Origin of the sequence: Clostridium sp. chh4-2, assembly GCF_002899675.1 — a bacterium.
GTDB lineage: Bacteria > Bacillota > Clostridia > Lachnospirales > Lachnospiraceae > CHH4-2.
Genome location: NZ_PKUU01000003.1, coordinates 146,647 through 170,739, shown reverse-complemented (window position 1 = coordinate 170,739; position 24,093 = coordinate 146,647). Strand labels below are relative to the sequence as shown.

Sequence of the window (24,093 nt, the reverse complement as noted above, 5' to 3'; positions counted from 1 at the left end):
ATCTTGGACAAGCTGTAAATTAAGCCGTTTTTTTCATTTTCTTTTCTAGTATAACCTGTCCTGCTGCATTTATGTTCCTTTTATTATAGAAGAAACAGTTCCGCTTTTCCATCTGATAAAGATCAAATGGGAAAAGACGGAACTGTCTGTTTTCTTTTATGAAATTGCTGCTTTCATCTGTGATACATACCGGCAGACCGGCTCTACACATTCCTTTCCATACTGAGCGGCCAGCTTTACAATGGCGCTGCCCACAATCACCCCATCGGCCTGTTTGGCCATATCGGCTGCCTGTTCCGGCGTTGAGATGCCAAATCCAACGGCGCACGGGATGCCGCTCACCGTTTTCACCATGGACACCATATCGGAAATGTTGGTGGTAATCTCTTTTCTGACTCCGGTCACTCCCATGGAAGAAACGCAGTATAAAAATCCTTCCGCTTCCTTTGCGATCATCTGTATCCGCTCTTTTGATGTGGGTGCGATCAGGGAAATCAGGGCCACTCCGTATTTCTCACAGAACGGCTGCAGTTCCTGTTTTTCCTCAAACGGCATATCCGGCACGATCAGAGCGTCGATCCCGCACTCCGACGATTTTTTCAGGAATTTATCCGGCCCGTATACATAGATGGGATTGATATATGTCATGAATGCCAGAGGCACATCGGTCTTCTCCCTGATACGTTTTACGCTTTCAAATATCTTATCCGTAGTCGTTCCCGCTTTTAGCGCCCTCATATCCGCTTCCTGAATCACAATTCCCTCCGCCACCGGATCGGAAAACGGGATTCCGATCTCGATTAAATCGGCCCCCGCCTCGGCCATAGCCGGAATCAGCTCTTCCGTTATCTCCAGACATGGATCTCCCGCTGTCACAAATGCGATAAACGCTTTCTGGTTCTTAAAAATATCGCTCACTCTACTCATAAAGCTGCACCCCCTTATATCTGGCGATAGCCGCCACATCTTTATCTCCACGCCCGGAAAGATTAATCACGATAATCTGGTCCTTACTCATGGACGGGGCGATTTTTCTCACATAAGCCACCGCATGAGCGCTTTCCACCGCAGGAATGATCCCCTCTGTTTTGGACAGATATTCAAATGCGTCCACCGCCTCATCATCCGTAACCGGCACATACTGCGCCCGGCCCGTATCGTAGAGATTGGCATGTTCCGGCCCGATTCCCGGGTAATCAAGCCCGGCGGATATGGAATACACAGGCGCGATCTGGCCGTATTCATCCTGGCAGAAATAAGATTTCATTCCGTGGAAGATTCCCAGGGTTCCGGTGGCAATCGTAGCCGCATTCTGAGCCGTATCGACGCCAAGCCCCGCCGCCTCGCAGCCCACCAGCTTTACGGACGGTTCTCCGATGAACTCGTAAAATGCGCCCATCGCATTGCTGCCGCCTCCCACGCAGGCCACGATCATATCTGGCAGACGCCCCTCTGTTTCCATGATCTGTGAACGGATTTCTTTACCAATAATGCTTTGGAAATCCCGGACAATGGTTGGAAATGGATGCGGCCCCATCACAGAGCCCACCACATAGTGGGTATCCTCCACCCGGTTGGTCCACTCTCTCAAAGTCTCATTGACCGCATCTTTTAAGGTCATCGTGCCGCTGGTAACCGGATGCACCTTTGCGCCCAGCAGCTCCATGCGGAATACATTTAACGCCTGGCGGTCTGTGTCCTCTTTTCCCATGTATACCTCACATTCCAGCCCTAAAAGCGCGGCGGCCGTGGCCGTGGCAACTCCATGCTGTCCTGCTCCGGTTTCTGCAATCACCCGTTTCTTGCCCATTTTCTTTGCCAAAAGCACCTGGCCTAAGGCATTGTTGATCTTATGGGAACCGGTATGGTTTAAATCTTCTCTCTTTAAATAGATCTTCGCTCCGCCCAGATCCTTTGTCATCTTCTCCGCATAATACAGAAGAGACGGCCTTCCCGTGTAATTTCGGTGAAGATCGTTCAGTTCTTTGATAAACGCCTCATCCCTGCTGTATTTTAGATATGCTTCTTCCAATTCCAGCACGGCGCTCATCAGTGTCTCCGGCACAAACTGCCCTCCATGCTGCCCAAATTTTCCATTGCTCATATCGATAAACTCCTTATCTTTGTAATAATTTTTCTGATCTTTTCCGGGTCTTTTTTCCCGTCTGTTTCCACAGAACTGCTGACATCGATTCCAAAAGTGCCTGTTTTTACAGCTTCGCACACATTCTCTTCTGAGATTCCGCCGGCCAGGAAATACGGCTTTTCTAATTCAGGAATCAAAGACCAGTCAAATGTTCTTCCGCTTCCTCCCAGCTGCCCTTTCACATAAGTATCCAGCAACAGGTAATCGGCATCGCATTCCTGGGCCTCTAATATGTGTTCTCCCCTTTTCACCCGCACCGCCCGGATGACGGGAAGCTTCAGTTCCCGTTTTACTTTATTAATAAAATGCCTGTTTTCGCCTCCATGGAGCTGGATCAGATCTAAAATTCCTTCTTCCGCATAGGCTCTGATCTCTTCTAAGGATTGATTGGCAAATACTCCTACCGTTTTTATAGCCGGGTCTGTCTGCGCTTTCAAAACCTTTGCCTGCCGGATGGATATACACCGCCTGCTGCCGGGTACGAAGATAAAACCTATATAATCCGGTTTGTACCGGTTGACAGCCTCTATATCCTCCTGCCTCATCATTCCGCAAATCTTAATCATAAACCAGACAACCTTTCCTCAGTTCTGCGAGAGCGGCTTTTTTATCTGCGGCTCTCATAAGCGTTTCTCCGATCAGCACTGCGTTTACCTTGGCTTCTTCCAATAACTTGATATCGGAAGCATTTTTAATTCCGCTCTCCGCTACAAATAAAACCTCGGGCGGAACCATTTTCCTCAGCCGCACCGCATTGCCGAAATCCACCTGGAAGTTCTTTAAATTTCGGTTGTTGATTCCGATTATCCTGGCCCCTGCCCGGATGGCCGTCAGCACTTCTTCGTCGGAATGCGCCTCCACCAGAGCGCTTAGCCCTAGCTGGTCGCAGATCTTTATATAATATTTAAGCGTCTCTTCATCTAACAGGGAACAGATCAAAAGGGCGGCGGATGCGCCGATACATTTGGCTTCATACAGCTGATATTCATCGATCACGAAATCTTTCCGAAGCAGCGGTATGGATACGGCCTGATGAATCTCCGTCAGATATCTGCTGCTGCCCATAAAAAATTCCGGTTCCGTCAAAACGGAAATGGCAGCCGCACCCGCTTCTTCATACTCTTTTGCAATCTGCACATAGGGAAAATCCTCTGCAATAATTCCCTTTGACGGCGATGCCTTTTTCACTTCACAGATGAAGGAGATGCCCGGTTTAATCAGCTGCTTTTCGAAATTGAATTCTCCTTTCGGCATATTCATCGCTCTGTGCATCATCATTTCCGGAGATACTTTTTCTTTTCCAATCTTCACCCGTTTTCTGGTGGATTCGGCGATTGTATCTAATATCATGATTTCCTCCTATTCCGCTGTATCGTCTGTCCGGCCTGTTTTCACTTCTTCCGACACCTTTACGAACTCTTCCAGCTTTGCAAGGGCGGCTCCTGAATCGATCAGCTCTTCTGCCATCTTCACGCAGTCTTTTACCGTGCAGTCATCTATTCCCAGATAAAGGCTGAGGGCCGAATTGAGAACTACGATATCTCTTTTGGCGCCTTTTAATGAACCGTTTAATATCGCTCTGGTAATTTCCGCATTTTCCTGAGGGGTTCCTCCCGTCAGTTCTTCCGGGCTGCACCGTTTCAGTCCCACCTCTTCCGGAGTGATCTCGTATTGAGTCAGCTCTCCGAAACGGATTTCGCAGATATGAGTTGGGCCTGTCACGGTGGCTTCATCCAGACCGTCCAAACCGCACACCACCATTCCTCTGTTAACCCCCAGATTGCTTAAAACCTTTGCCAGGGGAAGCACCAGTTTTTCATCATATACTCCCAACAGCTGCATGGATGCCCCGGCCGGGTTGGACAGAGGGCCCAGTATATTGAAAATCGTCCGGATTCCCATCTCTTTTCTTACCGGAGCCGCATATTTCATGGATGAATGATAGGATTGGGCGAACATGAAGCACATATTGGTTCTTTTTAAAAGTTCCTCCGACTGTTCCACAGTCAAATCCAGGCTGGCTCCCAGCCGTTCCAGCACATCGGCAGCCCCGCTTTTGCTGGACACGCTGCGGTTTCCGTGCTTCGCCACCGCCACGCCTCCGGCCGCCACAACAAATGAGCTGGTAGTGGAGATGTTAAATGTCCCCGCCTCGTCTCCCCCGGTTCCCACAATGTCGATCACGCTGCGGTCCGTATGGAGTTTCAATGCCTTTTCCCTCATCACGGATGCACATGCGGTGATTTCGTCAATGGTTTCCCCTTTCATTCTGAGCCCTGCCAGAAAACCCGCCATCTGCGCCTGGGTCGCCTCTCCGCTCATCATCTCATTCATCACTTCTTTTGCCTCTGTAAATGTAAGATCCTGCTGTTCTACCACTTTTTTGATTGCCTGCTGTATCATATCTTCATACCTCCAGAAATTTTTTCATAATCAAGCTGCCTTTTGGTGTCATAATGGATTCCGGATGAAACTGAAGCCCATAAACCGGATAGTTTCTATGCTGTACCGCCATAATCTCACCTTGTTCTCCTACGGCCGTCACCATCAGTTCCTTTGGGAACCGATCCGGCGACGCAATAAGGGAATGATATCTGGCAGCCTTAAATTGTTTGGGAACCTCCTCAAACAATGCGGAGGGTTCCGTAACCGTGATCGTGCTTTGCTTTCCGTGCATCAGCCTGGGTGCATGAATGATCTCTGCCCCAAACACTTCACAAATGCCCTGATGCCCCAGGCATACGCCCAATATGGGGATCTTCGGCCCCAGTTTCTTTACGGTTTCCTCACAGATTCCGGCATCTCTTGGATATCCCGGCCCCGGTGACAAAATGATGTGGGTGGGATGCAGATTTTCGATCTCTTCCACGGTCATCTCATCATTTCGTATCACCCGGATATCCGGGTTCAGCACTCCGCACATCTGAACCAGATTATAGGAAAAGCTGTCATAATTATCGATCAGTAAAATCATATGGAATCCACCTCCCCTGCCTGCATAATGGCCTGAATCACCGCTTTGGCCTTATTCGCCGATTCTTCATATTCTGTTTCAGGAACGCTGTCTGCCACAATGCCTCCGCCTGCCTGAACGTACACTTTTTGATTCTTTTTCACCGCCATTCTTATGGCGATGCAGGTGTCCATATTGCCGGAAAAATCCAGATATCCGAGGGCGCCTCCGTAAATGCCGCGGGGCACTTTTTCCAGCTCTTCGATGATCTCGCAGGCCCTGATCTTCGGCGCTCCGGAAAGGGTTCCTGCCGGAAGCACTGCTTCAATGGCCGAACATCCGTCGCAGCCGGGCCTGATCCCGCTTTCCACCTGGGAGCAGATGTGCATGATCTTTGAATATTTATGGATCATTTTGTATTGGGTGACCTCTACAGAACCGAACTGGGATATTTTACCCAGATCATTTCTCCCTAAATCCACCAGCATATTGTGTTCCGAAAGCTCTTTTTCATCGGCCAAAAGTTCCGCTTCCAGCCTGTTGTCCTCTTCTTCATCTCTTCCCCTCGGCCTGGAACCGGCTACCGGAAATGTGGTCAGCCTTCCTTCCTGGAGGCGGACAAGGGTTTCCGGCGAGGTGCTCATGATCTCATCATCATCAATCTTTAAGTACACCATATAGGGGGATGGATTGGTGGTTCTAAGCACCCGGTATGCGTTTAAAAGGCTGCCGCTGTAGTTGCTGACAAACTGTCTTGAGATGACCGCCTGGAAGATATCGCCGTCCACAATGTATTCCTTGGTTTTTTCAACCATCCGGCAGTATTCCTCTTTGCTCACATTGCATTGAAACTGAGGATGGTCTTTGATTGACGGTTCAGCGGCCGGTTCATTAAGCGGTTCCTGTCCGGCGGCCAGTTTGGCAATCCGGTTTATCTCCTGCAAAGCGTCTTCATACAGCTGTTTCAGATGAAGTTTATCGTTCTTTATATTTACAATAATTGAGATTTTTTGTTTTAAATGGTCATATGCGATTACCTTGTCAAACAGCATCAGATCCAGGTCGTGAAACTGGCCTTTGCTTATTTTTAAGGACGGTTCCGCATAACCGATCATGGAGTATGCAAAATATCCCACAAAACCTCCGGTGAAAGGAGGCATTCCGCTTATCTTCGGCGAACGGTATTTAGAAAGTATTTCGCGTACCGTATCGAGTGGGGCGGCGCTTGATAATTGCTTTTTTTCGGCGCCTTCCAGACGGATTTCTCCATCGCTGCATGTTAAATGCAGGATCGGATCGCAGCCGAGGAAGGAATAGCGTCCCCAGTTTTCTCCGCCCTCCACACTCTCTAACAGGAAAAACCTGCTGTTTTTCTCTGCAATGCGGCGAATCATGCTGATGGGGGTTACTACATCAGCGTAGAGTTCTGCGCATACCGGCAGGATATCATAGGCGCCGGTTATTTCCATTAAATTTTCTGGACTTGGAAAAATCTTCATAAATGCCTCCTTTCGAAATTGTTGTTTTGTGGTGCTTTCTGTTAAATAGAGAAATAAAAAAAAGCCCTCATCCCCAAAAAACAGGGACAAAAGCTTTACTTCTGCGGTACCACCCAAATTGACGTACAAGAAAATACGCCCACTCTGTAACATACTAACATATGTCTCCCTCTGATAACGGACAGGAATCCCGTCAGCACCTACTCCCGGATAATCCGGTTTCAAGCCGCCCTCGCAAGTCCATTCGGATTAAACATTGCCGCTTCCTTCCACCATACGAAAGCTCTCTGTGCACAACATAATAATCTTACTTACTCTTGCTCATCGGTTTTTTCTTTATTTGCTACAGTATATGACGACTTTGGGTATTTGTCAATATTTTTTTACTTATAATTTTGACATTCAGTTACTGTTCACAGCCCTATAAGCCACTGCCGCCCGTTTCCTATAGCTGCCTGCTCTATTATCATTTTTGTGCACCAACCATGAAAATCGGCGCCGTAGGCAATGTTTTCTTTTTCTCCGGTTCAAAAGAGTTGCCATACACCTTTTTATCACCATATATTTTATTTCCGAAATTGACATCCAGCCAAATTTTCTGCATTCCATTCTTTAAAAGTACATCCACATCCCATTGCGGCCTGATGCAGCTGCAGATTGAGAGCGATTTAGCAATATCGTTTCTCTCCCGGATCATGTCCATACTCTGAGGAGTATACTCGTAACCTCCGCTGGACCATTTTCTCTGCTCTTCTGTAAGTCCTGCTTCATCCGCGGCCGCAAAAGCCTGCCCATAATTCGCATCAAAGTTAAGAATCCGGCCACCAGGAGTCAGCACGCGGCACATCTCTTCATATGCTTTTCGCGGGTCAGGCAGAGTCCATGTGACATTTCGGCTAATGATAAAATCAAAACTTTCATCTGCAAATTCAAGCTTTTGAGCATCCATCTGCAGAAAATGTATGTCATCTCCGTATCCCAGAAGGGAACTGTTTTTTTCCGCCTCTTCAATCATCGCCGGAGAATAGTCGATTCCGGTGACTTCACAGCCCAAATCTTTTAATAAAAATGCATAGAATCCCGCTCCCGTGCCCAGATCGAGCGCCTTTATGATGTCTTTTTCCGGCAAGTAACTGGTAATTACGTTAAGCCACATATCTTTCTGGCTGCTGTTTAAATCTGCAAGCCTGGCCTGGCTGAATTCTTCCGCCCGCCGGGACCAGTATTTTTCAATTCTTTCTTTTATTTCCATATTCATTTCCCTTTCATGATACCGCATACAGCGGGTTTACCATAGGAATGCCCATCCTATCATATGTGACCTCAGACTCCACATGATAAGTCTGGCGTACTACTTCTTTTGTCAAAGTTTCTGCCGGGGTTCCCTGGCAATAAACCATTCCATCTTTTAGAATTACAATCCTGTCGGCATATCTGGCAGCCATATTAAGATCGTGAAGCGTAACCAATGTTGTTGTCTTCCTCTCCTTGGTGTATCTGCGCACCAAGTCCAGTATTTCCATTTGGTTCTGCATATCCAAATTCGCCGTAGGCTCATCCATAATCAAAATTTCAGGTTCTTTTACAATTGCCTGCGCAATGGAAACCACTCTTCTCTGGCCTCCGCTCAGCTGCCTAAACATGCGCTCTGCTAACGGCTCGATTTTAACATCCTTCATCACCCGGTATACACGCTCCAGTTCTTCCGGAGGAATCCGTAAAGAAAGAGAACTCATTCTCCCCAATAAAATCACTTCGAATACTGTGAGAAGAGCCGGAACTGCGTTCTCCTGAGTCAGATAACTGACTTTATCCGCACTTTTATATGCAAATAAATTTCGGCATTTCTCCTCCCCCACAAAAATCTGGCCTTTCGCATGCAGAATTCCCATAATACATTTAAGCAGCGTAGACTTTCCAACTGCATTGGCTCCTAATATGGCAGTAATCTCACCTGCTTTTGCCGTCATGTTTACGTCATGAAGGACTATTTTTGAACGATATCCAAACTCTATATTTTTTACTGTAAGATCCATATGCCTTCCTTTCTGCGCTGCATACCTGCTATCCGGGATTATTGAAACAGCGCGGGAAACAAACCCGGTCATATAACGATTACTTTGAGCGCAGTATCAAAACTATAAAGAACGGTACGCCGATGATTGAAGTGATGATTCCAATGGGAAATATAACTCCCGGAACCATAATTTTACTGATCACAGAGGCGACGGAAAGAATTAAAGCGCCGCCCAGCATAGATACGGGTATATAAAATCTCTGCTCTTCCCCCACTACCATACGGGCAATATGTGGTCCCGCCAATCCGATAAAGCCGATAGTGCCCACAAAACAAACGGCTGCCGCGGCCAGAAGGGAGATCATCAAAAATGAAAACAGTTTGATTCTGTCCACATTTATACCCAGGCTCTCTGCCTTTTCCTCTCCCATCAGCAAAGCGGTAAATGCCCATGACTTTCTCATAATCAACGGAAAACATATGAATACCACGCCTCCCACAATCGCTGTTTTCAGCCAGTTCGCTTTCTGAAGACTTCCAAAAGACCAGAACACAATTGTCTGCACCTGCCCTTCGGAGGCGCCGTATTGAATCAACGCCTGAAGAGCCTGAAATATAAAGAGCATGGATATTCCGGCCAAAACCATCGTATCTGTAGACATTCCTCTCACTTTTCCGAGAAAATAAATTAAAAGGCAGACCAGCATGGCAAAAAAGAAAGCATTTACGGAAACAATATACTCGCCCATTGCAAGAAAAACTGCGGTCCCTGTTATTACGGCCAAAGACGCCCCAAATGACGCTCCGGCTCCCACGCCAAGCGTATATGGGCTGGCCAGCGGATTGCATAAAATTGTCTGCATTACCGCTCCGGCAAGTCCAAGGCTGGCGCCCACTGCAATGGCCATAAATGCAATTGGAAGGCGCATGGAACGGACAATCACACGAATACTTCCATCCACCTGATCCGGATGAAATACGGATTTTACCACATCATTTGCGCTTATCACAGCAGGTCCGGTCATCACATCTACCAGCCAGGAGATACAACACAGGGAAATCAGAACCGCAATCAATATGTATTTTTTTCTGGTAATACTTCGGTAAATTTTCGCCCCCGTCATGCCGGGCGCTGTTTGTTCCAAATTGCCTCCCACCGTTAATCCTCCAAGCTCACAAACCAAGTTCCTTTATACTCAACAGGATAAAACTTATCATGAAATTCTTTCAAATTCTTATCAGGGTCCAGATCTTCAAATAATTCCGGATGGATCGTTTTTGCAAAATATTGAAGGCCTGCAAAATCAAAAATATGTCTTGATAAATCGTGGTACAAAGCATACATCTGCCCGTTTTTCACCGCATTAATTTCACTCCAGCCCGGACGATCTCCATAGGATTTTAAGTTTCTTGCAGCAGTTTCTTTGTCCGAAGTATATCCAAGCCCTACATTCACATCCGAATCAGCGAACTGATTGCCGGCAAAAATTATAATATCCGGATTAGCCGCCAAAACCTGCTCCGGCATAACAGGAGCAGACGCTCCCTCTACCAAATCTCTTGTAATATTGTCGCCGCCGCATTGATCAATCAAAGCACCCCACATCTGCTTTCCATAAGACGCGCCAAACGTTCCGGGTCCTGCAGCTTCGCTGAATTCTACATATACCTTAGGTTTTTCCAGATCCGCCCCTGCCTTTTTCATTCGTTCCGTGACGATATCGGTCTGTTCTTTATAAAAATCAACCAATGCCTGAGCCTGCTGCTCTTTCCCCATTACCTTGCCGATAAGGAGAGTGCTGTTGGTGTGATTGTCCATTGTCTGCAGATGGTAATCCACGAATATGACAGGAATTCCTGCAGCATTCAAACGCTCCAGATCTGTTTGAACGCTTTCATAATCATTTTTAGCCATCAGCACAAGATCAGGTTTTAAAGATATGACGGTTTCCACGTTAAATGTATTTTTCGGAACGTACCCCACATCGGGAATGTCTTTAAGCTCCGGAAATTTTTCAGTAAAAACATCCCAAGAGGACTGACGCCTGCCTTCCCAATATTTTCTGGACCATCCCACAATCTTAGAAATGCCTTCCTCGCCCGTAACTGCAAAATACTCCTCGAAATTAAAAGTCAGCACTACCCGCTCAGCCGGTTTCTCCAACGTGACTTCCCGCCCGCATAGATCAGTTACGTTAATTTCTCCTGATGCACTCTCTGTCTGTACGGTTTCTGCCGGAACAGTTTCTGTCGCGTCTCCAGTCTCCTGGCTTTTAGAAGTTTTTGTCAAACTGCTTTCTTTTGACATATCTTTTGTTGACGTTTGGGTACTGCAGCCGGCCAGCATTAAAACTGCGCAGCATGCTGCAATTATTTTTGATAACTTTTTCATATTCTCTTCCTTTCCGGTAACTATCAGTTTGTTTTTCAAAAACTACCGCTTCAGCAGTAAAGCGACGCAGCGATAGACAAAAAGACCATGAAGATCTACTGCATCTGCTGATGTAGTCAAACCTTCATGGTCTTCTGTTTTATCTGAAATACTATGTCTGCATTATCATACGCCTGTATCTTCTTGATACATATTGATCATTATCTTATCAAACTCCGGAGGGGTTTGTCAAATAATTTTACCCAAACGTTTGAACGCAATTAGTTTTTCTCGTAAACTGCTTTGATCTTTCCACCCTTAACTTCGTAGATGAAATCATCGCCGTCTTTTGCATTGCTCTTGTTGTCAACGATTTTACCGGAAGTATTTACCAGTTTGTATTCGTATCCTGCTTCCGCATTCTGAGCCTTGAATGAGTAGTAAACGTAATCTTCGTTGTATTTCACTCCGCTTTCGATTACTTCCTCTTTGGACATGGTTCCATTTACAAATTCATCGGTTGTTAACAGTTTCAGGCCGATAATCTTGCCTTCTTCGTTCTTCTGTACTTCAACTACAGAGTACTTGTCTTCTCTGTCAGCTTTCAGCAGTTTACCCTGCTGATAGTATTTGTCGTTATCCACACCGTTCTTACCGGCTCCCTTGGTGCTTCCTGATTTTGTGAATAAGAAGCTGAAGTTCTCGCCGTCTAAGTCGATGTTCTGGGTACCTGTCTTTAAGGAACCGTCTTCTTCTTTACCGAAGTAGTAGCAGTATGTAGTGTTTCCGCTCTCACCTGTGAAATCCGGTGCGATGCCGTCTTCTGAATTGTAATCCTCACCATTTACAAATGCGGTGAATTTTTCTTCTGTATCGTACCATTCATCATCATGAACCGCTACGATGTTGTTTTTGTTTGAATTTTCAACAGTAACAAATTTCAGGCCGCTGATCATAGCGCCGTACTGGTCGAAACCGTACTTCTTGCCGTTGATGGTCTTGAACTCGCTGGCAACCAGTTTACCGTTGTTGTCGCTGTAGTACCAGTTTGCTTCATCATCATCGTAATCTTTGTTGTTTAAGTACTCTGCAGGAACCACCTGGAACCAGCCTTTATTCACTCTTGCGCCGCTTTCAGGGCTTCCGTAGAATCTCCAGGACTGTGATTTTTCAGCTGTTGTCAGAGAATCAAATGCGTTGGAATCAGATGCAACTTCCTTTGCAGGATCGGCATTCATTCTCCACTCTGCAACCATTCTTCCGTGCTCATCAAACGCATATTTCTTGCCGTTGATGGTCTTTCCTGTTTCGTTAATTGTTTTCTTACCGCTGGCTTTAAAGTAGAACCAACGATCCTGCTCTTCGTCTGTAAATGCGGTATCCGCGTCAAATCCCTTTGTATCTTCGCTTGCATTGTCGTCGATAATGGAAAGTTCCATCCAGCCCACTGTCATGGCGCCGTCATTTTCATCTCCGAAATAGTAAACGCCTTCTCTCCACGCGTCATCGCCTGTTTCTCTGGAGCCGTCTTCATTAACCCAGCCGTAAAGCATCTTTCCTTCTTCATCAAATGTATATTTTTTGCCGTTAATGCTCTTTAAGCTGACCTTGTTGTCAGATCCCTTTAAAGCTTTACCATTAGCCTGGAAATAGTACCAGTGGTTTGCCGGCTCGTCTTCATCTTCGTCGTAGTCTTCATTTTCAACGGCAACCCATTTGTTTGTTACCATAACGCCGTTTTCATCTACATAGTAGTAATTGTCACCGGACTCAATCAGTGTATCCACAGCCATATAGCCTGACTCATCTAAGTAATACCAGTTATCTCCTGATTTTTTCCATTCGTCTTCTACACGTGATCCGTCTTTTGCATAGTACACCCATGTACCATCTTCTTCCTGCCAACCTGTAGCTGCGAAAGAAGCCATGGAAGCTCCAAGTGCCATTAATGCTGTTGCAGATAATACTGCAACTAATTTAGTCTGTTTTCTCATGTTGTTCTCTCCTTTTAATTTCTTGTTTACAGTTACAAGCTTCGTCGATCTTCTCGATCTGTTTTGTATCACTCACATCACGCTGCCTAGTATATAACACGTCTTTTGAAAATGCTATAAACTTTCTCTGTGCTTTTTTTTACGCCTTTTTACGCTCTGTGATAAGAAATTGTAAGAATGAATAATATGGTAAAATGTTGTGAACAACACAAGATAAAATGGGGGCTCAGAGACTTTTCCAGCTTATTCCAACAGGTGAAAATGGGGCTGGAACCAGTTTCCAGTTGACAAATTTATTTTAAAAAATATTTTAGCGCTGGCAGGGCCTGCCATCTTTTCCGCACTGATCCAGAAATATTTCCTCCTTCTTCCATAAAAGCCTGCGTATATTTGATTCCATAATGGAATACATTGTATCAATATATTCTGACGGAGTTCCCATGACCGATTTTTTCAAAAAGCATACGCTTATTACTGGCACTCTCCTTCTCACCATGACCGGTTTTCTGACACGCGTCCTGGGCTTTTTCTACCGTATTTTCCTTTCAAGAACCATTGGGGCGGAAGGTCTGGGACTTTACAACATGGTTCATCCGATCTTCGGAATCTGTTTTGCCCTCTGTGCAGGCTCCATCCAGACCGCCATCTCCAGGTTCGTTGCGGCCAACCTGTCGAAAGGAAAGGCGGTATTCCGGACCGGATTGGCCATCTCCCTGTCCATCTCCATCCTGCTTTCCTTCCTGATCTGCCAAAATGCCGATTTTCTGGCCACAAACGTTCTATTGGAAGCACGATGTGCGCCGCTTCTCCCGTTAATGGCCTTATCGGTTCCATTTTCCGCCGTCCATGCCTGCATCAACGGTTACTATTATGGAATCAAAAAGACAAAGGTTCCCGCATTTTCTCAGGTGGTGGAACAGGTGATCCGCATGGGCGCAGTCTTCTTCATCGCCAACATTCTGGTAGAATCGGGGCGGGAGATCACGGTGCATCTGGCCGTTTTAGGCCATCTGACCGGAGAAATGGCTTCCTGCCTGTACACCATTCTGGCCTTCAGCCTGTTCTCCCCTGATTCCGAAAAATCTCCATATGGCATCTTAGGAGACTTCAAGGAAATGGCTTCGCCCCTCATGACCCTGGCCCTTCCGCTGATGGGCAACCGGCTGGTGCTCAACATCTTAGCCAGTGCGGAAGCGATCTGGATTCCAAGCTGTTTAAATGCATTCGGCTTGACCGATTCGGAAGCCTTCAGCATCTACGGCGTCCTGACCGGTATGGCCCTGCCTTTTATCCTGTTTCCTTCCACCATCACCAATTCCATGTCGGTGCTCCTTCTGCCCACCGTCGCAGAGGCCCAATCCGTAGGAAATGACAGCCGTATCTCCTCCACCATCGCCATGTCGCTGCGATACAGCCTTTATATGGGCATTTTATGCATCGGAGTGTTCATACTGTTCGGCAATGAACTGGGAACCAGCGTATTCCACAACGCGGATTCCGGAGAATACATAACCATTCTGGCCTGGCTCTGCCCATTTCTATATCTGGCGACCACCATGGGAAGTATCTTAAACGGGCTTGGACGCACCACCACCACATTCGTTCAGAACGTCTGCGCCATGCTCATACGCCTGGCCTTTGTCCTGGTAGGCATTCCGCGGTTCGGAATGCTGGCTTATCTGTGGGGAATGCTGGCCAGCGAGCTTTTACTGTCTTCTCTGCACCTGATTTCACTAAAAAAACTGGTCCCATTTCACTGGGACCCGCTAAACATGCTGGTAAAACCGGCGGTCTTTCTGGTGATATCCATAGGAATCTACCTGGCCTTATTCGATCTCTACCGATTTAAAACAGGATTTTCTCTCTTTATAGAAACAGGCGTACACATTCTGTTTCTCTGCGGATGCTACGGAGGACTCCTTCTTCTCTTCCACAAAAAGGGGCATAAATTGTAATTTAACGTAGGTGGCGAAAGGGGTACGCACGGAACGGGGAGGCGGAACCGGAAGGAAACGATCTGAGAGGGAATCCGGGCCGGGGAAGGTAGATACAGCTAAATGGGATTCGGGATTCGCCCCTAAGAACTACTAAGGCCCGTAAGGACAGAACGAGGCAGGCCAGCGCCATTCGCAGTGAACTCTTGATGACTTCGCTGCTCAGCGGCGCTTTAGAAACTGAGACGGAAATCAGTTTTTACCTGCCTCGTTCTGCCCTTACGGGCCTAAGTAGTTCTAAAGGGGTTCCATACGATCCCATTTAGCTGCATCTTCCTTCCCCCGGCCCGGACACCCCCTTTGACCTTCGGCTCCCGGTTCCGCCTCCCCATTCCGTGCTGGTTTTCGCTAGCCTTGTTAAAAACAATATTGATGCATTGGTATTTATTCAATGCCACATTTATATAGACTGTGAGGTGATTCTCAAAAATGCCTTCAGATTTTACTTTAAACGTCAAGGCATTTCACAAAATGACCTCACCCTTTGCATTAAATGATGAAAGCATTTCTGAAAAAGACTTAACGGTTGATGTAAAAACATACTCACAATCCATCAAATCTTTTTTATCCTTAGCTAGCCAGGTAACAGCCGGAAAGAAGGGAGCACCCGGGCGGCGGGCAGAAATGAAAAGGCATAGGGGATCGTGTGCAGACCCTTAGTGATACTTGGACGGCAAGAGCGGAAAAAGGCAGACAAATACTGAATTCCGAATCAGTATTTGAGGCGCCCTTGAGCGATGAAGTCATAAAGAGTTCATCGCGAATGGCGCCGCGCTGCCTTTTTCCGTTCTTGGCGGCCTAGTATCACTTAGGGTCGTAACCCGAATCCCCTATGCCTTTTCATTTCTGCCCGCCGCCCGGGTGCTCCCTTCTTTCCGGCGTTTCTTACTCAACTAAATAAAGATTTTATTCTCCCCCTTGGTAAAGAGGTTCAGGCGGTGGAGGGCTCTTGTGCATGCGATATATAGGAGTTTTTTGTCGTCTTCGCTGTGATAATTTTCAGATTCGCAGTCGCAGATTAAGACAGCGTCGAATTCCAGACCCTTGGACATATAGACCGGAATGATAAAAACGCCGTTTAAATCCGACATGCTCTCGTTTTCGATTAATTGAAGTTCTATTTTGTCTTTCAGCTGGTCAAAGAGGCGGGCGGCGTTTCTCTCTGATTTGCAGATCAGGCCCACCGACTGATATCCCATTTTCTGACAGACGTTGACTTCCACAAGTATTTTGCCGACTAGATCCTCCTGGTCTTTGGCTGTGAAAAGCTGGGGTTCTTCGCCTTTGCGGTTGAAGCTCTTGATCTCCGGGTGCTGGTCGATGAATTTTAGGCTGTAGTTCAGGATTTCATTGGTGCAGCGGAAACTTTTGTCCATGGTGATGAGGGAAGATTTCTTTTTATTCAGTATTTTAGCGATTTGTTCGTATAGGGAGATGTCCTCCTGTTTTTCCAGCGTTTGGTTCATATCTCCTAATACAGTGAATTTGGCATTGGAGAACAGAAGGCTGAATATCTCATATTGGAGAGGATAATAATCCTGGGCTTCGTCGATGACTACCTGTTTAATATTTTTATATTTTCCCGTTCCATAGATTTTCAGCCTTAAATACGTTAAAACGGCGGCGTCATCATAGTACAGCAAATTGCTGTTTAAATTCTCCCGGGTGTATTTTATAATCCGGTCCATGGAAGCGTTTTGCCCGATTCCCTCCGCCAAATGGTAAAAATATTCGCGGTCGTTGAAAAGGGCTCTGTAAAGGTTCAGAAGGTTCAGCTCTGTAAAACGCCTCATTTCATTGATGATAATGACCTCTTCTTCTCTGCCCATACGGATTTTCTTCGATTCCCGTATTGACTCCACAACATAATCTTCCAGCTGCCTTAGCTTTGTGCCCAGCGGAACTTCTGCCCTTACAAGCGTCCTGTCTCTCAGCATTTCCTTGGTTACAATGCATTCCCCTTCAAAACAGATGTCGTCAAATGCAATCCAGCGGTGAGGCAGGTCGCAGATAAAACGGTCTAATATCTCCTTAAAAGATGGGGACATCTTAAATTCCATGCTGTTTTTGATCACACTGCGGTATTTTTTGCTGGTGATCAGGTTTTCTAAGAACTGGTTTCTGGACTGGATGTGTTCTCTCTGTAAAATTGCCGAAACCATCTCTTCAAATACAACGGAAACCACATTGCTCTCTCCCAGTTCCGGCAGCACGTTGGAAATATACTGTTCGAACAGGGGGTTGGGGGAAATGATTATGATGTTGTGGGCGGCCAGCCGGTTGGACAGTCCCTGATACATCAGATAGGCCGCTCTGTGAAGGGCAATGGAGGTCTTACCGCTTCCGGCCACTCCCTGCACCATCATCAGGTCATTTTCCATGTCGCGGATGACCATGTCCTGCTCCCTCTGAATGGTTTCCACGATGGTTTTCATCTTGGGCGATGTATTCTGAGACAGCAGTTTTCTTAAAAATTCATCGGTAATTTGTACGTCGGCGTCGAAAAAATACTCCAGCACCCCCTTTTTTATCTCATACTGACGTTTTAAATCCACCTCTCCTGTAATCCTTCCGCCGGGGGCGTCATAGAATGCGGGCCCTGTCACGAAGCGGTAAAAAACGCTTGCAATCGGAGATCTCCAATCATAGATATACATTTCCCTGCTTTTTTCTTCTTTTAAAGAAGACCTTCCGATATAGATCGGCTCAAACTGGTCTTCATCCTCAAATTTAAAATCAATCCGGGCAAAATAGGGAGACTGAATCAGAGTTTCCAGAACCGATATTTTATTTGCCACCTCTTCATAATCGGCAATCTTTTCATTGACCGGATCTACATACTGACTCAGTTCCGCAAGAGCTTCGAAATCATCTGAGGACCAGAGATTTGAAATGGAATGGGAAGTATTTTCGCGAACCTCTTTTTTAGCGGCTATAATCGCTGATTTGTTGTCCTCATTGCGCTGTTTGGCCTGGTTCAGCTGCTGCTTTGCCAGAGAAATTGTCTGCTCCAGCCTTTTGTTTTCAAATTCTAATTCCGTCTGCTTATTCATCATTCTGCAAATTATCCTTCCTGAGTTCTGAATTCTGCCCCACAGTTACTCAAACAAGTCTAGCATAACCGGAACCTAAAAAACAGTCTTGTTGCGCACCGTGATCTGTGATAAAATTAAGGTGAAAGAAAGGGCTGTTGCAAATCTTTATTTAACTGGCTAAGATACGCCGGAAAGAAGGGGAAACCTGGGTGGTCGGCGGTAATGATAAGAGATAGGGGATTCGAGTTTCGCCCCTAAGAGGTACTAAGGTCGCCAGAAACGAAAAAAGGCAGAGCGGCGCCCATTCGCGGTGAACTCCTGATGACTTCACCGCTCAAGGGGCGCCTCAAATACTGATTCGGAATGAGGCTGCTGAAAAAGTGTTTTGCTTAAAATTCATTCCCCATTTTATGTCAAAAATCCAGGGTTTTTAATTATATTTTCACCACTTCATATCAAATTATTGTGTATAAAATGGGATGACATTTTTGAATTTACAAAATCTGGGACTTTTTCAGCAGCCTCTTCGGAATTCAGTATTTGTCTGCCTTTTTTCATTTCTGCCGGCCAAGTACCTCTAAGGGTCTGCAAACGATCCCCTATCTCTTATCATTACCGCCGACCACCCAGGTTTCCCCTTCTTTCCGGCTGTTGCTTGGCTGGCTGAGGGTAAAAAAGATTTGATGGAGTAGTGAGTAAGTTTTTACATCAACCGTGAAGGCATTTCCGAAAATTCCTTGAAGATCTATGTAAATGCGGTTCCCTACAACTACCTGAGCACATCTATTGTTTTTAACCAGGCTAGCGAAAACCAGCACGGAATCGGGTTGTGAGGAAGGGAGAGGCGGTCTTTACGGGGAACCCGGGCGGGGGGAGAACGAAAAAGGACAATTGGGATCGTATGGAACCCCTTTAGTGATTCTTAGACACGCAAGTACAGAAAGAGACAGGTAGAAACTGAATTCCGAATCAGTTTCTAAGCGCCCCTTGAGCAGTGAAGTCATAAGGAGTTCACTGCGAATGGGCGCGATCCTATCTCTTTCTGTACTTGTGGGTCTTAGTATCACTTAGGGGCGAATCCCGAATCCCAATTGGCCTTTTTTCGTTCTCCCCCCGCCCGGGTTCCCCGTAAAGACCGCCTCTCCCTTCCTCGCAACCCGATTCCGGGCATACCCCCTTCGCCAACCCCGTTAAATAACAATTATTTATCTCTTTACTCTGTTTCACTCAATATATTAGAGATTCCCTCCGGAATCACTAAGATTTTTCCTTTGCTTTCCGTCATCTCATCTGCGATCCTGATGGCTTCTTCCACGCTGCCCGCCGGGATCATATGAAAATCCCTGACGACATTTTCCGCCGCCGAACTCACAAAGATCACCGGATGATCCATCAAAACCCGGGCGAATATCTGGGACTGCCACTGATCCGGCACGGTTTTGTCCTGTGGAGTGTTCAAAATATCATTCATCACTGCCTCTGCGGACTCATGGTTCTTAAATGTCCGGTAAAATTCATCTCCTCCGATTCCGTCCCCGCATTCCGCCGCTATAATGATGATTCCTCCCGGCTTACAGGCGGCTTCCGCGGTGGTCATTCCCTTTACAGACTGGTAGATATTCTGATCCAATGGGTAACCGTTGTTGGTGGTTACCACAATATCCGCTTTTTCCACCTGGCTTCTGCAAAGTTCGTCCAGGAACCGGCAACCGGCCAGATGAGCGTTCTCCCCGTCTCCTGCAAATGATCCGATCACCTCTTTTTTCGAATTAATCACCACATTTACGATGAATTTCAGGTTTGCCATCCTGGCCGCTGCCGCCATATCCTCGTGAATGGGATTGCCGGAAAGGATTCCGCATCTGGAATTGGGATCGGCGATCAGCTTGGAACAATGGTTGCCCCATACGGTTTGGGCCGCCGCCACACCGGGAAGTACACTCTTTCTTCCGCCGGAATATCCCGCAAAAAAGTGGGGTTCGATAAATCCTTCCGCAATCAGAAGATCTGCCTTGGCCGCAGTTTCATTGATTTTCAATTCCCCGCCGGACGGGAGAGTGCCTAAGGATACGAAGGGGCCGGTGAGACAGTCGTGCACCAGTATCTTTTCATTCGAAACGATCTCTTCTCCGAATTTTTCCGCCAGTTCCTCCCTGGTGGTCTCCCGGTGGCATCCGGTGGCGATCAGTAAGGTGATGTCGGCTTTTGGATTGCCCTCCCTGATTTCCTCCAGCATCTGAGGAATGATCACTTTGCTGGGAACCGGCCTGGTGTGATCGCTGCATATGATTACAATCGTATGAGCGGCGCGGGCCAGTTCTTTCAGCCTGGGGCTGCCGATTGGATTTTCCAAAGACTGCTTTACCAGTTCCTCTTGGGATAATTCGGTGATCCGGCCGTCTAAACGGCTGTGTATTACGCCTGCAATTCTGTCGTCCGGGATTTCCGCATGAATATGGCCTTTTCCATATGGTAATTCGATTTTCATAGCTGCCTCCTTCTCACTTCACATAATAAACGATTTCCTTTTTTCCTCTCTCATACTGCTCCAAATCCATAACCATCTTCCCTTTCCGCATGGATACCAGCCCATCTTCCTTCAGTTTGCCGATGGTGCGGTTAATGGTTTTTACCGTCATCCCCAGTTCCTCGTTGAGTTCCTGCCTGGTTTTCGTCACCACCACCTGTTTTTCCCCTTCTATGCCCTTCTCCTTGGCATACTTTAACAGGTAATCAAGTAGCAGAAAGTTCGGCGGGTAAAATAATTTGGCCCCGTTGGTGTATGAGGAACGGTACAGTTTAAATGCCACCTTCTGAGCCACCAGTCTCAGAAAATGAATGTCCTGCTCAATCCAGCTTTCAAAATCCTTTCTGGAAATCATGAGAATGGTGCATTCCGTAATCGTCTCGATGGTTACCGAAGTTTCCGCCATTCCCGCCAGAATGGTCACCTCGCCCACAAAATCAATGGGTTCATTTTTTTCGATCATGAACACATTGCCGTTTTCAAATTCATTGATCACCCGGTGATCCCCATTGCATACGATGCCGAAGTAATCCAGCGCAAAATGTTTCTGGTGAATGATGTGGCCGGGAGGAAATTTTTTAATGGTATAGCGCTTTTTGATTTCCTCCGGCATGTTCCTGATGTAAGGTTCAACCTTAGGATATTTGACGGTCAGTTCTTCCAGTGTCATGAAACCCCTCCAAAAATAATATTCTTATTATTCTTATCCCTGCAAATGGTTTTAACCTGCAAAATAATCAGACACTTTACAGGGTAAGGTTCATTTGTTGGGTGAATCATTTTTATTATACTACATAAATTTCCAAAAAAGGTACTTTTGTCCTTTTTTATACACAATGGTTTTTGTAAAATGGGTGTAAAGAAACAAACAAAACATTCACTTTAGGAGGTAAGCAACGTGAAACAAGAAACTTATCAATATTCCGGATTAAAAGAACGTATGAGAACGGAATACCGAATCATTCTCGCAGCATTTTTATTCATCGTTATTGCTGACTTTATCGGCCAGATCAAGATTCCGCTGGGGCCCGGAACTCTGATCCTGTTTCCTATCTTTTATTCCATTCTTCTGGGCATTCTTTCCGGTCCTGAAGTGCTGAAAATTTTTAAGACAAAAGAGGTAAAGGCGGCTTCCAAGCTGGTAATCGTCTGCATCTGCCCATTTATCGCAAAGCTGGGCATCAACGCAGGCGCTAATATCGAAGCCGTTATCTCCGCAGGACCCGCTTTAATTCTTCAGGAAATCGGAAACCTGGGAACGATCTTTTTAGCCCTTCCGGTCGCATTGATTCTGGGGCTCAAGCGTGAAGCCATCGGAGCCACCCACTCCATCAACCGCGAGACGAACCTGGCCCTGATTACCGATATGTTCGGACCTGATTCGGCAGAAGCCAGAGGAAGCCTTTCCATCTACATCGTCGGCGGTATGATCGGAACCATCTATTTTGGATTTATGGCAACTTTAGTCGCTGCGCTCAACTTCTTCCATCCGTATGCTCTCGGCATGGCTTCCGGCGTCGGCGCAGGTATCATGATGGCATCTGCAACGGCCAGCTTATCTGAGATCTATCCTCAGTTTGCAGAGCAGATCGCGGCTCTTGCCAGCACCAGTGAAACGATTTCCGGAATTACCGGAATCTATGTAGCGATCTTTGTGGGCGTCCCGCTTTGTAATTGGCTGTACAATCATTTGGAGCCAAAACTGGGACCGATATCCGATAAACTGTTTAAAAAGGGGGACAAATAAATGCGTTATATTGAATGGTCTGTTATGTTCATCGTAGCCGGACTCGGCATAGCACTTGCTAACTTCATTGGTTTTGAGGTAGGTTTTATGGATTCTCTTCCCGGCATCTGCGTGCTGCTTTTAATCTCCCTGGCCGCAGTGGTTGTCAGCAAACTGGTTCCGCTGAAACTGCCTATCATTGCCTATTGTTCCGTAATCGGACTGTTAGTCGCCTGTCCGTTTTCACCAATCAGAGACTTTGTGATTTCCTCAGCCGGAAAGATCAACTTCACCGCACCGTTAACCATGGTGGGGGCATTTGCCGGAATTTCCATCAGCGACCAGATCCGCGATTTCGCAAAGCAGGGCTGGAAAATGATTCTGATCGGTTTTCTGGTAATGACGGGAACATTTATCGGATCAGCCCTGGTTTCCCAGCTGGTTCTGTCCCTGACCCACGCGATCTAATTTTGTAAATGAAACTGGAGGAAAAAATGCAAAAAACAATTTGCGATATCTTACTACATAATACTGCCTGTCTGGACGAATCCATGAAGGTAATAAAAGGCAAATCCATCGCTGTCTTGGACGGCAGGATTCTGGAAATTGCAGATGCAAAAGACGCGGTCAGCCGGTTCAGCCCGGCTGAGACCGTGGACGGAAGCCATCTTCTGTGGATGCCCGGCCTTACGGACGGCCATATGCATACAGGACAGCAGCTTCTGCGCGGAAAGATCCTGGACGCCCTTCCTATGATATGGACCAGGATTATGCTCCCGTTTGAAAGCACCCTGACACCGGAAATGATGGAGCTGAGCGCCGGACTGGCGGCTCTCGAGATGATAAAGTCGGGCACCACTTCCTTTGTGGATGCAGGAAGCTATCATATGGAACAGGCCGCCAAGGTATATCTGGCCTCCGGCCTGAGAGGAGCGCTGTCCCACTCCACCATGGATGATTCCAAACTGCCTGATTCCATCCGCCAGACAGCGGACGAAGCGGTTGCGTCCACGGACCGCCTCTATGAGGAATGGAACGGAAAAGGATGTTTAAAGATTTATTACTCTCTCCGCTCTCTAATCAGCTGTTCGCCTGAGCTGATCACGGAAGCATTTGCACATGCAAAGGACAGAGGCGCTTATCTGCAGGCGCATATGAATGAATATCCCAATGAGATCAACTATCATCTGGAACGCTATCAGAAACGTCCTATGGAATATCTGGACTCTCTCGGCGTTTTAGGAAGCAATTTTATCAGCGCACACAGCCTTCTTCTGTCGGAACATGAGATGGATCTGATGAAGCAGTACGGAGTGAAAGCCGTTCACTGCCCGTTCAGTAATTGCGGAAAAGCAGCTCCCAACACTCCGGCCATTCTGGCCCGCTCCATTTCCACAGGTCTTGGGACAGACGGAACCGCCCACGGAGGAATGAGCCTTTGGAATGAGATGAAGATCTTCCGCTCTGTGATGAACGTAACCCGCGGAACCGCAGGCTCTGATCCTGTGATCATGCCGGCGGAAACCATTCTTTCCATGGTTCTGAACGGAGGCGCTGCCCTGATGGGAGAAGAAAACAGCCTGGGCGCGGTCAAAGAAGGATATAAAGCGGATTTGATTTCCATCAATATCGACCAGCCGCACCTTTTCCCAACGAATAACATGACTCATACCCTGGTTGAAAGCGTCAATGCCGGCGATACTTCCGACATGATGGTGGACGGCAAATGGATTATGAGAAACCGCCGGGTTCTGACCCTGGACGAAGAAAAAATCATGAACGCTGCCGGACGATATTTCGAAGCATAAGATCGGGCAGCTAAACGGAGGAC

20 protein-coding genes and 1 other annotated feature are annotated in these 24,093 nt (G+C 46.9%); of the genes, 5 read left to right on the top strand and 15 right to left on the bottom strand.

Annotated elements, in window-relative coordinates:
• Positions 1-156: 156 nt before the first annotated feature.
• The 12 genes from trpA to C0033_RS04155 all read right to left on the bottom strand — a co-directional run bounded on the left by trpA (position 157) and on the right by C0033_RS04155 (position 12,980).
• Entirely contained in the window at positions 157-927 is a 771-nt protein-coding gene (gene trpA, locus C0033_RS04210; protein ID WP_103226626.1) for a tryptophan synthase subunit alpha, read from the bottom strand.
• Positions 920-2,104: a tryptophan synthase subunit beta gene (trpB, locus tag C0033_RS04205; RefSeq protein WP_103226625.1), complete on the bottom strand. Its 1,185-nt coding sequence runs from the start codon at positions 2,102-2,104 to the stop codon at positions 920-922. The genes trpA and trpB overlap by 8 nt, the downstream gene beginning before the upstream one ends.
• On the bottom strand, positions 2,101-2,712 hold the full coding sequence (locus tag C0033_RS04200) for a phosphoribosylanthranilate isomerase (RefSeq protein WP_103226624.1): 612 nt from the start codon (positions 2,710-2,712) through the stop codon (positions 2,101-2,103). The genes trpB and C0033_RS04200 overlap by 4 nt, the downstream gene beginning before the upstream one ends.
• Positions 2,705-3,496, bottom strand: a complete 792-nt coding sequence (trpC, locus tag C0033_RS04195; protein ID WP_103226623.1) for an indole-3-glycerol phosphate synthase TrpC — start codon at positions 3,494-3,496, stop codon at positions 2,705-2,707. Before trpC ends, C0033_RS04200 begins: the two co-directional genes overlap by 8 nt.
• 9 nt (positions 3,497-3,505) lie before the next feature.
• Positions 3,506-4,549 (bottom strand): anthranilate phosphoribosyltransferase, encoded by a 1,044-nt coding sequence (trpD, locus tag C0033_RS04190; protein WP_103226622.1) that lies wholly within the window; start codon positions 4,547-4,549, stop codon positions 3,506-3,508.
• 4 nt (positions 4,550-4,553) lie between these two features.
• A complete protein-coding gene (locus C0033_RS04185) occupies positions 4,554-5,120 on the bottom strand; it encodes an aminodeoxychorismate/anthranilate synthase component II (RefSeq protein WP_103226621.1) in 567 nt (188 codons plus the stop codon).
• Positions 5,117-6,598, bottom strand: a complete 1,482-nt coding sequence (locus tag C0033_RS04180; protein WP_103226620.1) for an anthranilate synthase component I family protein — start codon at positions 6,596-6,598, stop codon at positions 5,117-5,119. Before C0033_RS04180 ends, C0033_RS04185 begins: the two co-directional genes overlap by 4 nt.
• A 79-nt stretch (positions 6,599-6,677) precedes the next feature.
• Positions 6,678-6,932: a binding site (T-box leader), on the bottom strand.
• A 132-nt stretch (positions 6,933-7,064) separates the two neighbouring features.
• Positions 7,065-7,850 carry a class I SAM-dependent methyltransferase gene (locus tag C0033_RS04175; RefSeq protein WP_180994555.1) on the bottom strand — a complete coding sequence of 262 codons (786 nt, stop codon included), beginning with the start codon at positions 7,848-7,850 and terminating at the stop codon, positions 7,065-7,067.
• Between the two features lie 13 nt (positions 7,851-7,863).
• The gene (locus C0033_RS04170) at positions 7,864-8,634 is read right to left on the bottom strand and encodes an ABC transporter ATP-binding protein (RefSeq protein ID WP_180994554.1); all 771 of its coding nucleotides are present in this window, start codon (positions 8,632-8,634) and stop codon (positions 7,864-7,866) included.
• 79 nt (positions 8,635-8,713) lie between these two features.
• On the bottom strand, positions 8,714-9,772 hold the full coding sequence (locus C0033_RS04165; RefSeq protein ID WP_242984407.1) for an iron ABC transporter permease: 1,059 nt from the start codon (positions 9,770-9,772) through the stop codon (positions 8,714-8,716).
• 2 nt (positions 9,773-9,774) lie between these two features.
• Positions 9,775-11,007 (bottom strand): ABC transporter substrate-binding protein, encoded by a 1,233-nt coding sequence (locus tag C0033_RS04160; protein ID WP_146043731.1) that lies wholly within the window; start codon positions 11,005-11,007, stop codon positions 9,775-9,777.
• Positions 11,008-11,267: 260 nt separating this feature from the next.
• Positions 11,268-12,980, bottom strand: coding sequence for a cell wall-binding protein (locus tag C0033_RS04155; protein WP_103226616.1), 1,713 nt, complete (start codon positions 12,978-12,980; stop codon positions 11,268-11,270).
• Between the two features lie 401 nt (positions 12,981-13,381).
• Between C0033_RS04155 and C0033_RS04150 the strand changes: the two genes are divergently transcribed.
• Positions 13,382-14,935: an oligosaccharide flippase family protein gene (locus C0033_RS04150; protein WP_347501030.1), complete on the top strand. Its 1,554-nt coding sequence runs from the start codon at positions 13,382-13,384 to the stop codon at positions 14,933-14,935.
• A gap of 10 nt (positions 14,936-14,945) precedes the next feature.
• Positions 14,946-15,071, top strand: coding sequence for a hypothetical protein (locus tag C0033_RS27600; RefSeq protein ID WP_278320740.1), 126 nt, complete (start codon positions 14,946-14,948; stop codon positions 15,069-15,071).
• A gap of 796 nt (positions 15,072-15,867) precedes the next feature.
• On the opposite strand, the gene C0033_RS04140 is transcribed toward C0033_RS27600, so the two are convergent.
• The 3 genes from C0033_RS04140 to C0033_RS04130 all read right to left on the bottom strand — a co-directional run bounded on the left by C0033_RS04140 (position 15,868) and on the right by C0033_RS04130 (position 21,206).
• The gene (locus C0033_RS04140; protein ID WP_103226613.1) at positions 15,868-18,030 is read right to left on the bottom strand and encodes a 3'-5' exonuclease; all 2,163 of its coding nucleotides are present in this window, start codon (positions 18,028-18,030) and stop codon (positions 15,868-15,870) included.
• A 1,192-nt stretch (positions 18,031-19,222) separates the two neighbouring features.
• Positions 19,223-20,497 (bottom strand): nickel-dependent lactate racemase, encoded by a 1,275-nt coding sequence (gene larA / locus C0033_RS04135; RefSeq protein ID WP_103226612.1) that lies wholly within the window; start codon positions 20,495-20,497, stop codon positions 19,223-19,225.
• Positions 20,498-20,510: 13 nt separating this feature from the next.
• Positions 20,511-21,206 carry a Crp/Fnr family transcriptional regulator gene (locus C0033_RS04130; protein WP_103226611.1) on the bottom strand — a complete coding sequence of 232 codons (696 nt, stop codon included), beginning with the start codon at positions 21,204-21,206 and terminating at the stop codon, positions 20,511-20,513.
• A 228-nt stretch (positions 21,207-21,434) separates the two neighbouring features.
• Here C0033_RS04130 and C0033_RS04125 point away from each other — a divergent pair, with 228 nt between their 5' ends.
• From C0033_RS04125 to C0033_RS04115, 3 genes are read left to right on the top strand one after another with little or no spacing between them, the layout of a single operon-like run.
• On the top strand, positions 21,435-22,283 hold the full coding sequence (locus C0033_RS04125; RefSeq protein WP_347501029.1) for a DUF3100 domain-containing protein: 849 nt from the start codon (positions 21,435-21,437) through the stop codon (positions 22,281-22,283).
• Positions 22,284-22,730, top strand: coding sequence for a hypothetical protein (locus C0033_RS04120; protein ID WP_103226610.1), 447 nt, complete (start codon positions 22,284-22,286; stop codon positions 22,728-22,730). It abuts the gene before it with no gap.
• Between the two features lie 26 nt (positions 22,731-22,756).
• On the top strand, positions 22,757-24,070 hold the full coding sequence (locus tag C0033_RS04115; protein WP_103226609.1) for an amidohydrolase family protein: 1,314 nt from the start codon (positions 22,757-22,759) through the stop codon (positions 24,068-24,070).
• Positions 24,071-24,093 lie beyond the last annotated feature (23 nt).

What these genes read in the sequence shown, in the direction of transcription:
- trpA (WP_103226626.1), bottom strand. Translation starts at nt 927, where the DNA reads ATGAGTAGAGTGAGCGATATTTTTAAGAACCAGAAAGCGTTTATCGCA.
- trpB (WP_103226625.1), bottom strand. Translation starts at nt 2,104, where the DNA reads ATGAGCAATGGAAAATTTGGGCAGCATGGAGGGCAGTTTGTGCCGGAG.
- C0033_RS04200 (WP_103226624.1), bottom strand. Translation starts at nt 2,712, where the DNA reads ATGATTAAGATTTGCGGAATGATGAGGCAGGAGGATATAGAGGCTGTC.
- trpC (WP_103226623.1), bottom strand. Translation starts at nt 3,496, where the DNA reads ATGATATTAGATACAATCGCCGAATCCACCAGAAAACGGGTGAAGATT.
- trpD (WP_103226622.1), bottom strand. Translation starts at nt 4,549, where the DNA reads ATGATACAGCAGGCAATCAAAAAAGTGGTAGAACAGCAGGATCTTACA.
- C0033_RS04185 (WP_103226621.1), bottom strand. Translation starts at nt 5,120, where the DNA reads ATGATTTTACTGATCGATAATTATGACAGCTTTTCCTATAATCTGGTT.
- C0033_RS04180 (WP_103226620.1), bottom strand. Translation starts at nt 6,598, where the DNA reads ATGAAGATTTTTCCAAGTCCAGAAAATTTAATGGAAATAACCGGCGCC.
- C0033_RS04175 (WP_180994555.1), bottom strand. Translation starts at nt 7,850, where the DNA reads ATGGAAATAAAAGAAAGAATTGAAAAATACTGGTCCCGGCGGGCGGAA.
- C0033_RS04170 (WP_180994554.1), bottom strand. Translation starts at nt 8,634, where the DNA reads ATGGATCTTACAGTAAAAAATATAGAGTTTGGATATCGTTCAAAAATA.
- C0033_RS04160 (WP_146043731.1), bottom strand. Translation starts at nt 11,007, where the DNA reads ATGAAAAAGTTATCAAAAATAATTGCAGCATGCTGCGCAGTTTTAATG.
- C0033_RS04155 (WP_103226616.1), bottom strand. Translation starts at nt 12,980, where the DNA reads ATGAGAAAACAGACTAAATTAGTTGCAGTATTATCTGCAACAGCATTA.
- C0033_RS04150 (WP_347501030.1), top strand. Translation starts at nt 13,382, where the DNA reads ATGGAATACATTGTATCAATATATTCTGACGGAGTTCCCATGACCGAT.
- C0033_RS04140 (WP_103226613.1), bottom strand. Translation starts at nt 18,030, where the DNA reads ATGATGAATAAGCAGACGGAATTAGAATTTGAAAACAAAAGGCTGGAG.
- larA (WP_103226612.1), bottom strand. Translation starts at nt 20,497, where the DNA reads ATGAAAATCGAATTACCATATGGAAAAGGCCATATTCATGCGGAAATC.
- C0033_RS04130 (WP_103226611.1), bottom strand. Translation starts at nt 21,206, where the DNA reads ATGACACTGGAAGAACTGACCGTCAAATATCCTAAGGTTGAACCTTAC.
- C0033_RS04120 (WP_103226610.1), top strand. Translation starts at nt 22,284, where the DNA reads ATGCGTTATATTGAATGGTCTGTTATGTTCATCGTAGCCGGACTCGGC.
- C0033_RS04115 (WP_103226609.1), top strand. Translation starts at nt 22,757, where the DNA reads ATGCAAAAAACAATTTGCGATATCTTACTACATAATACTGCCTGTCTG.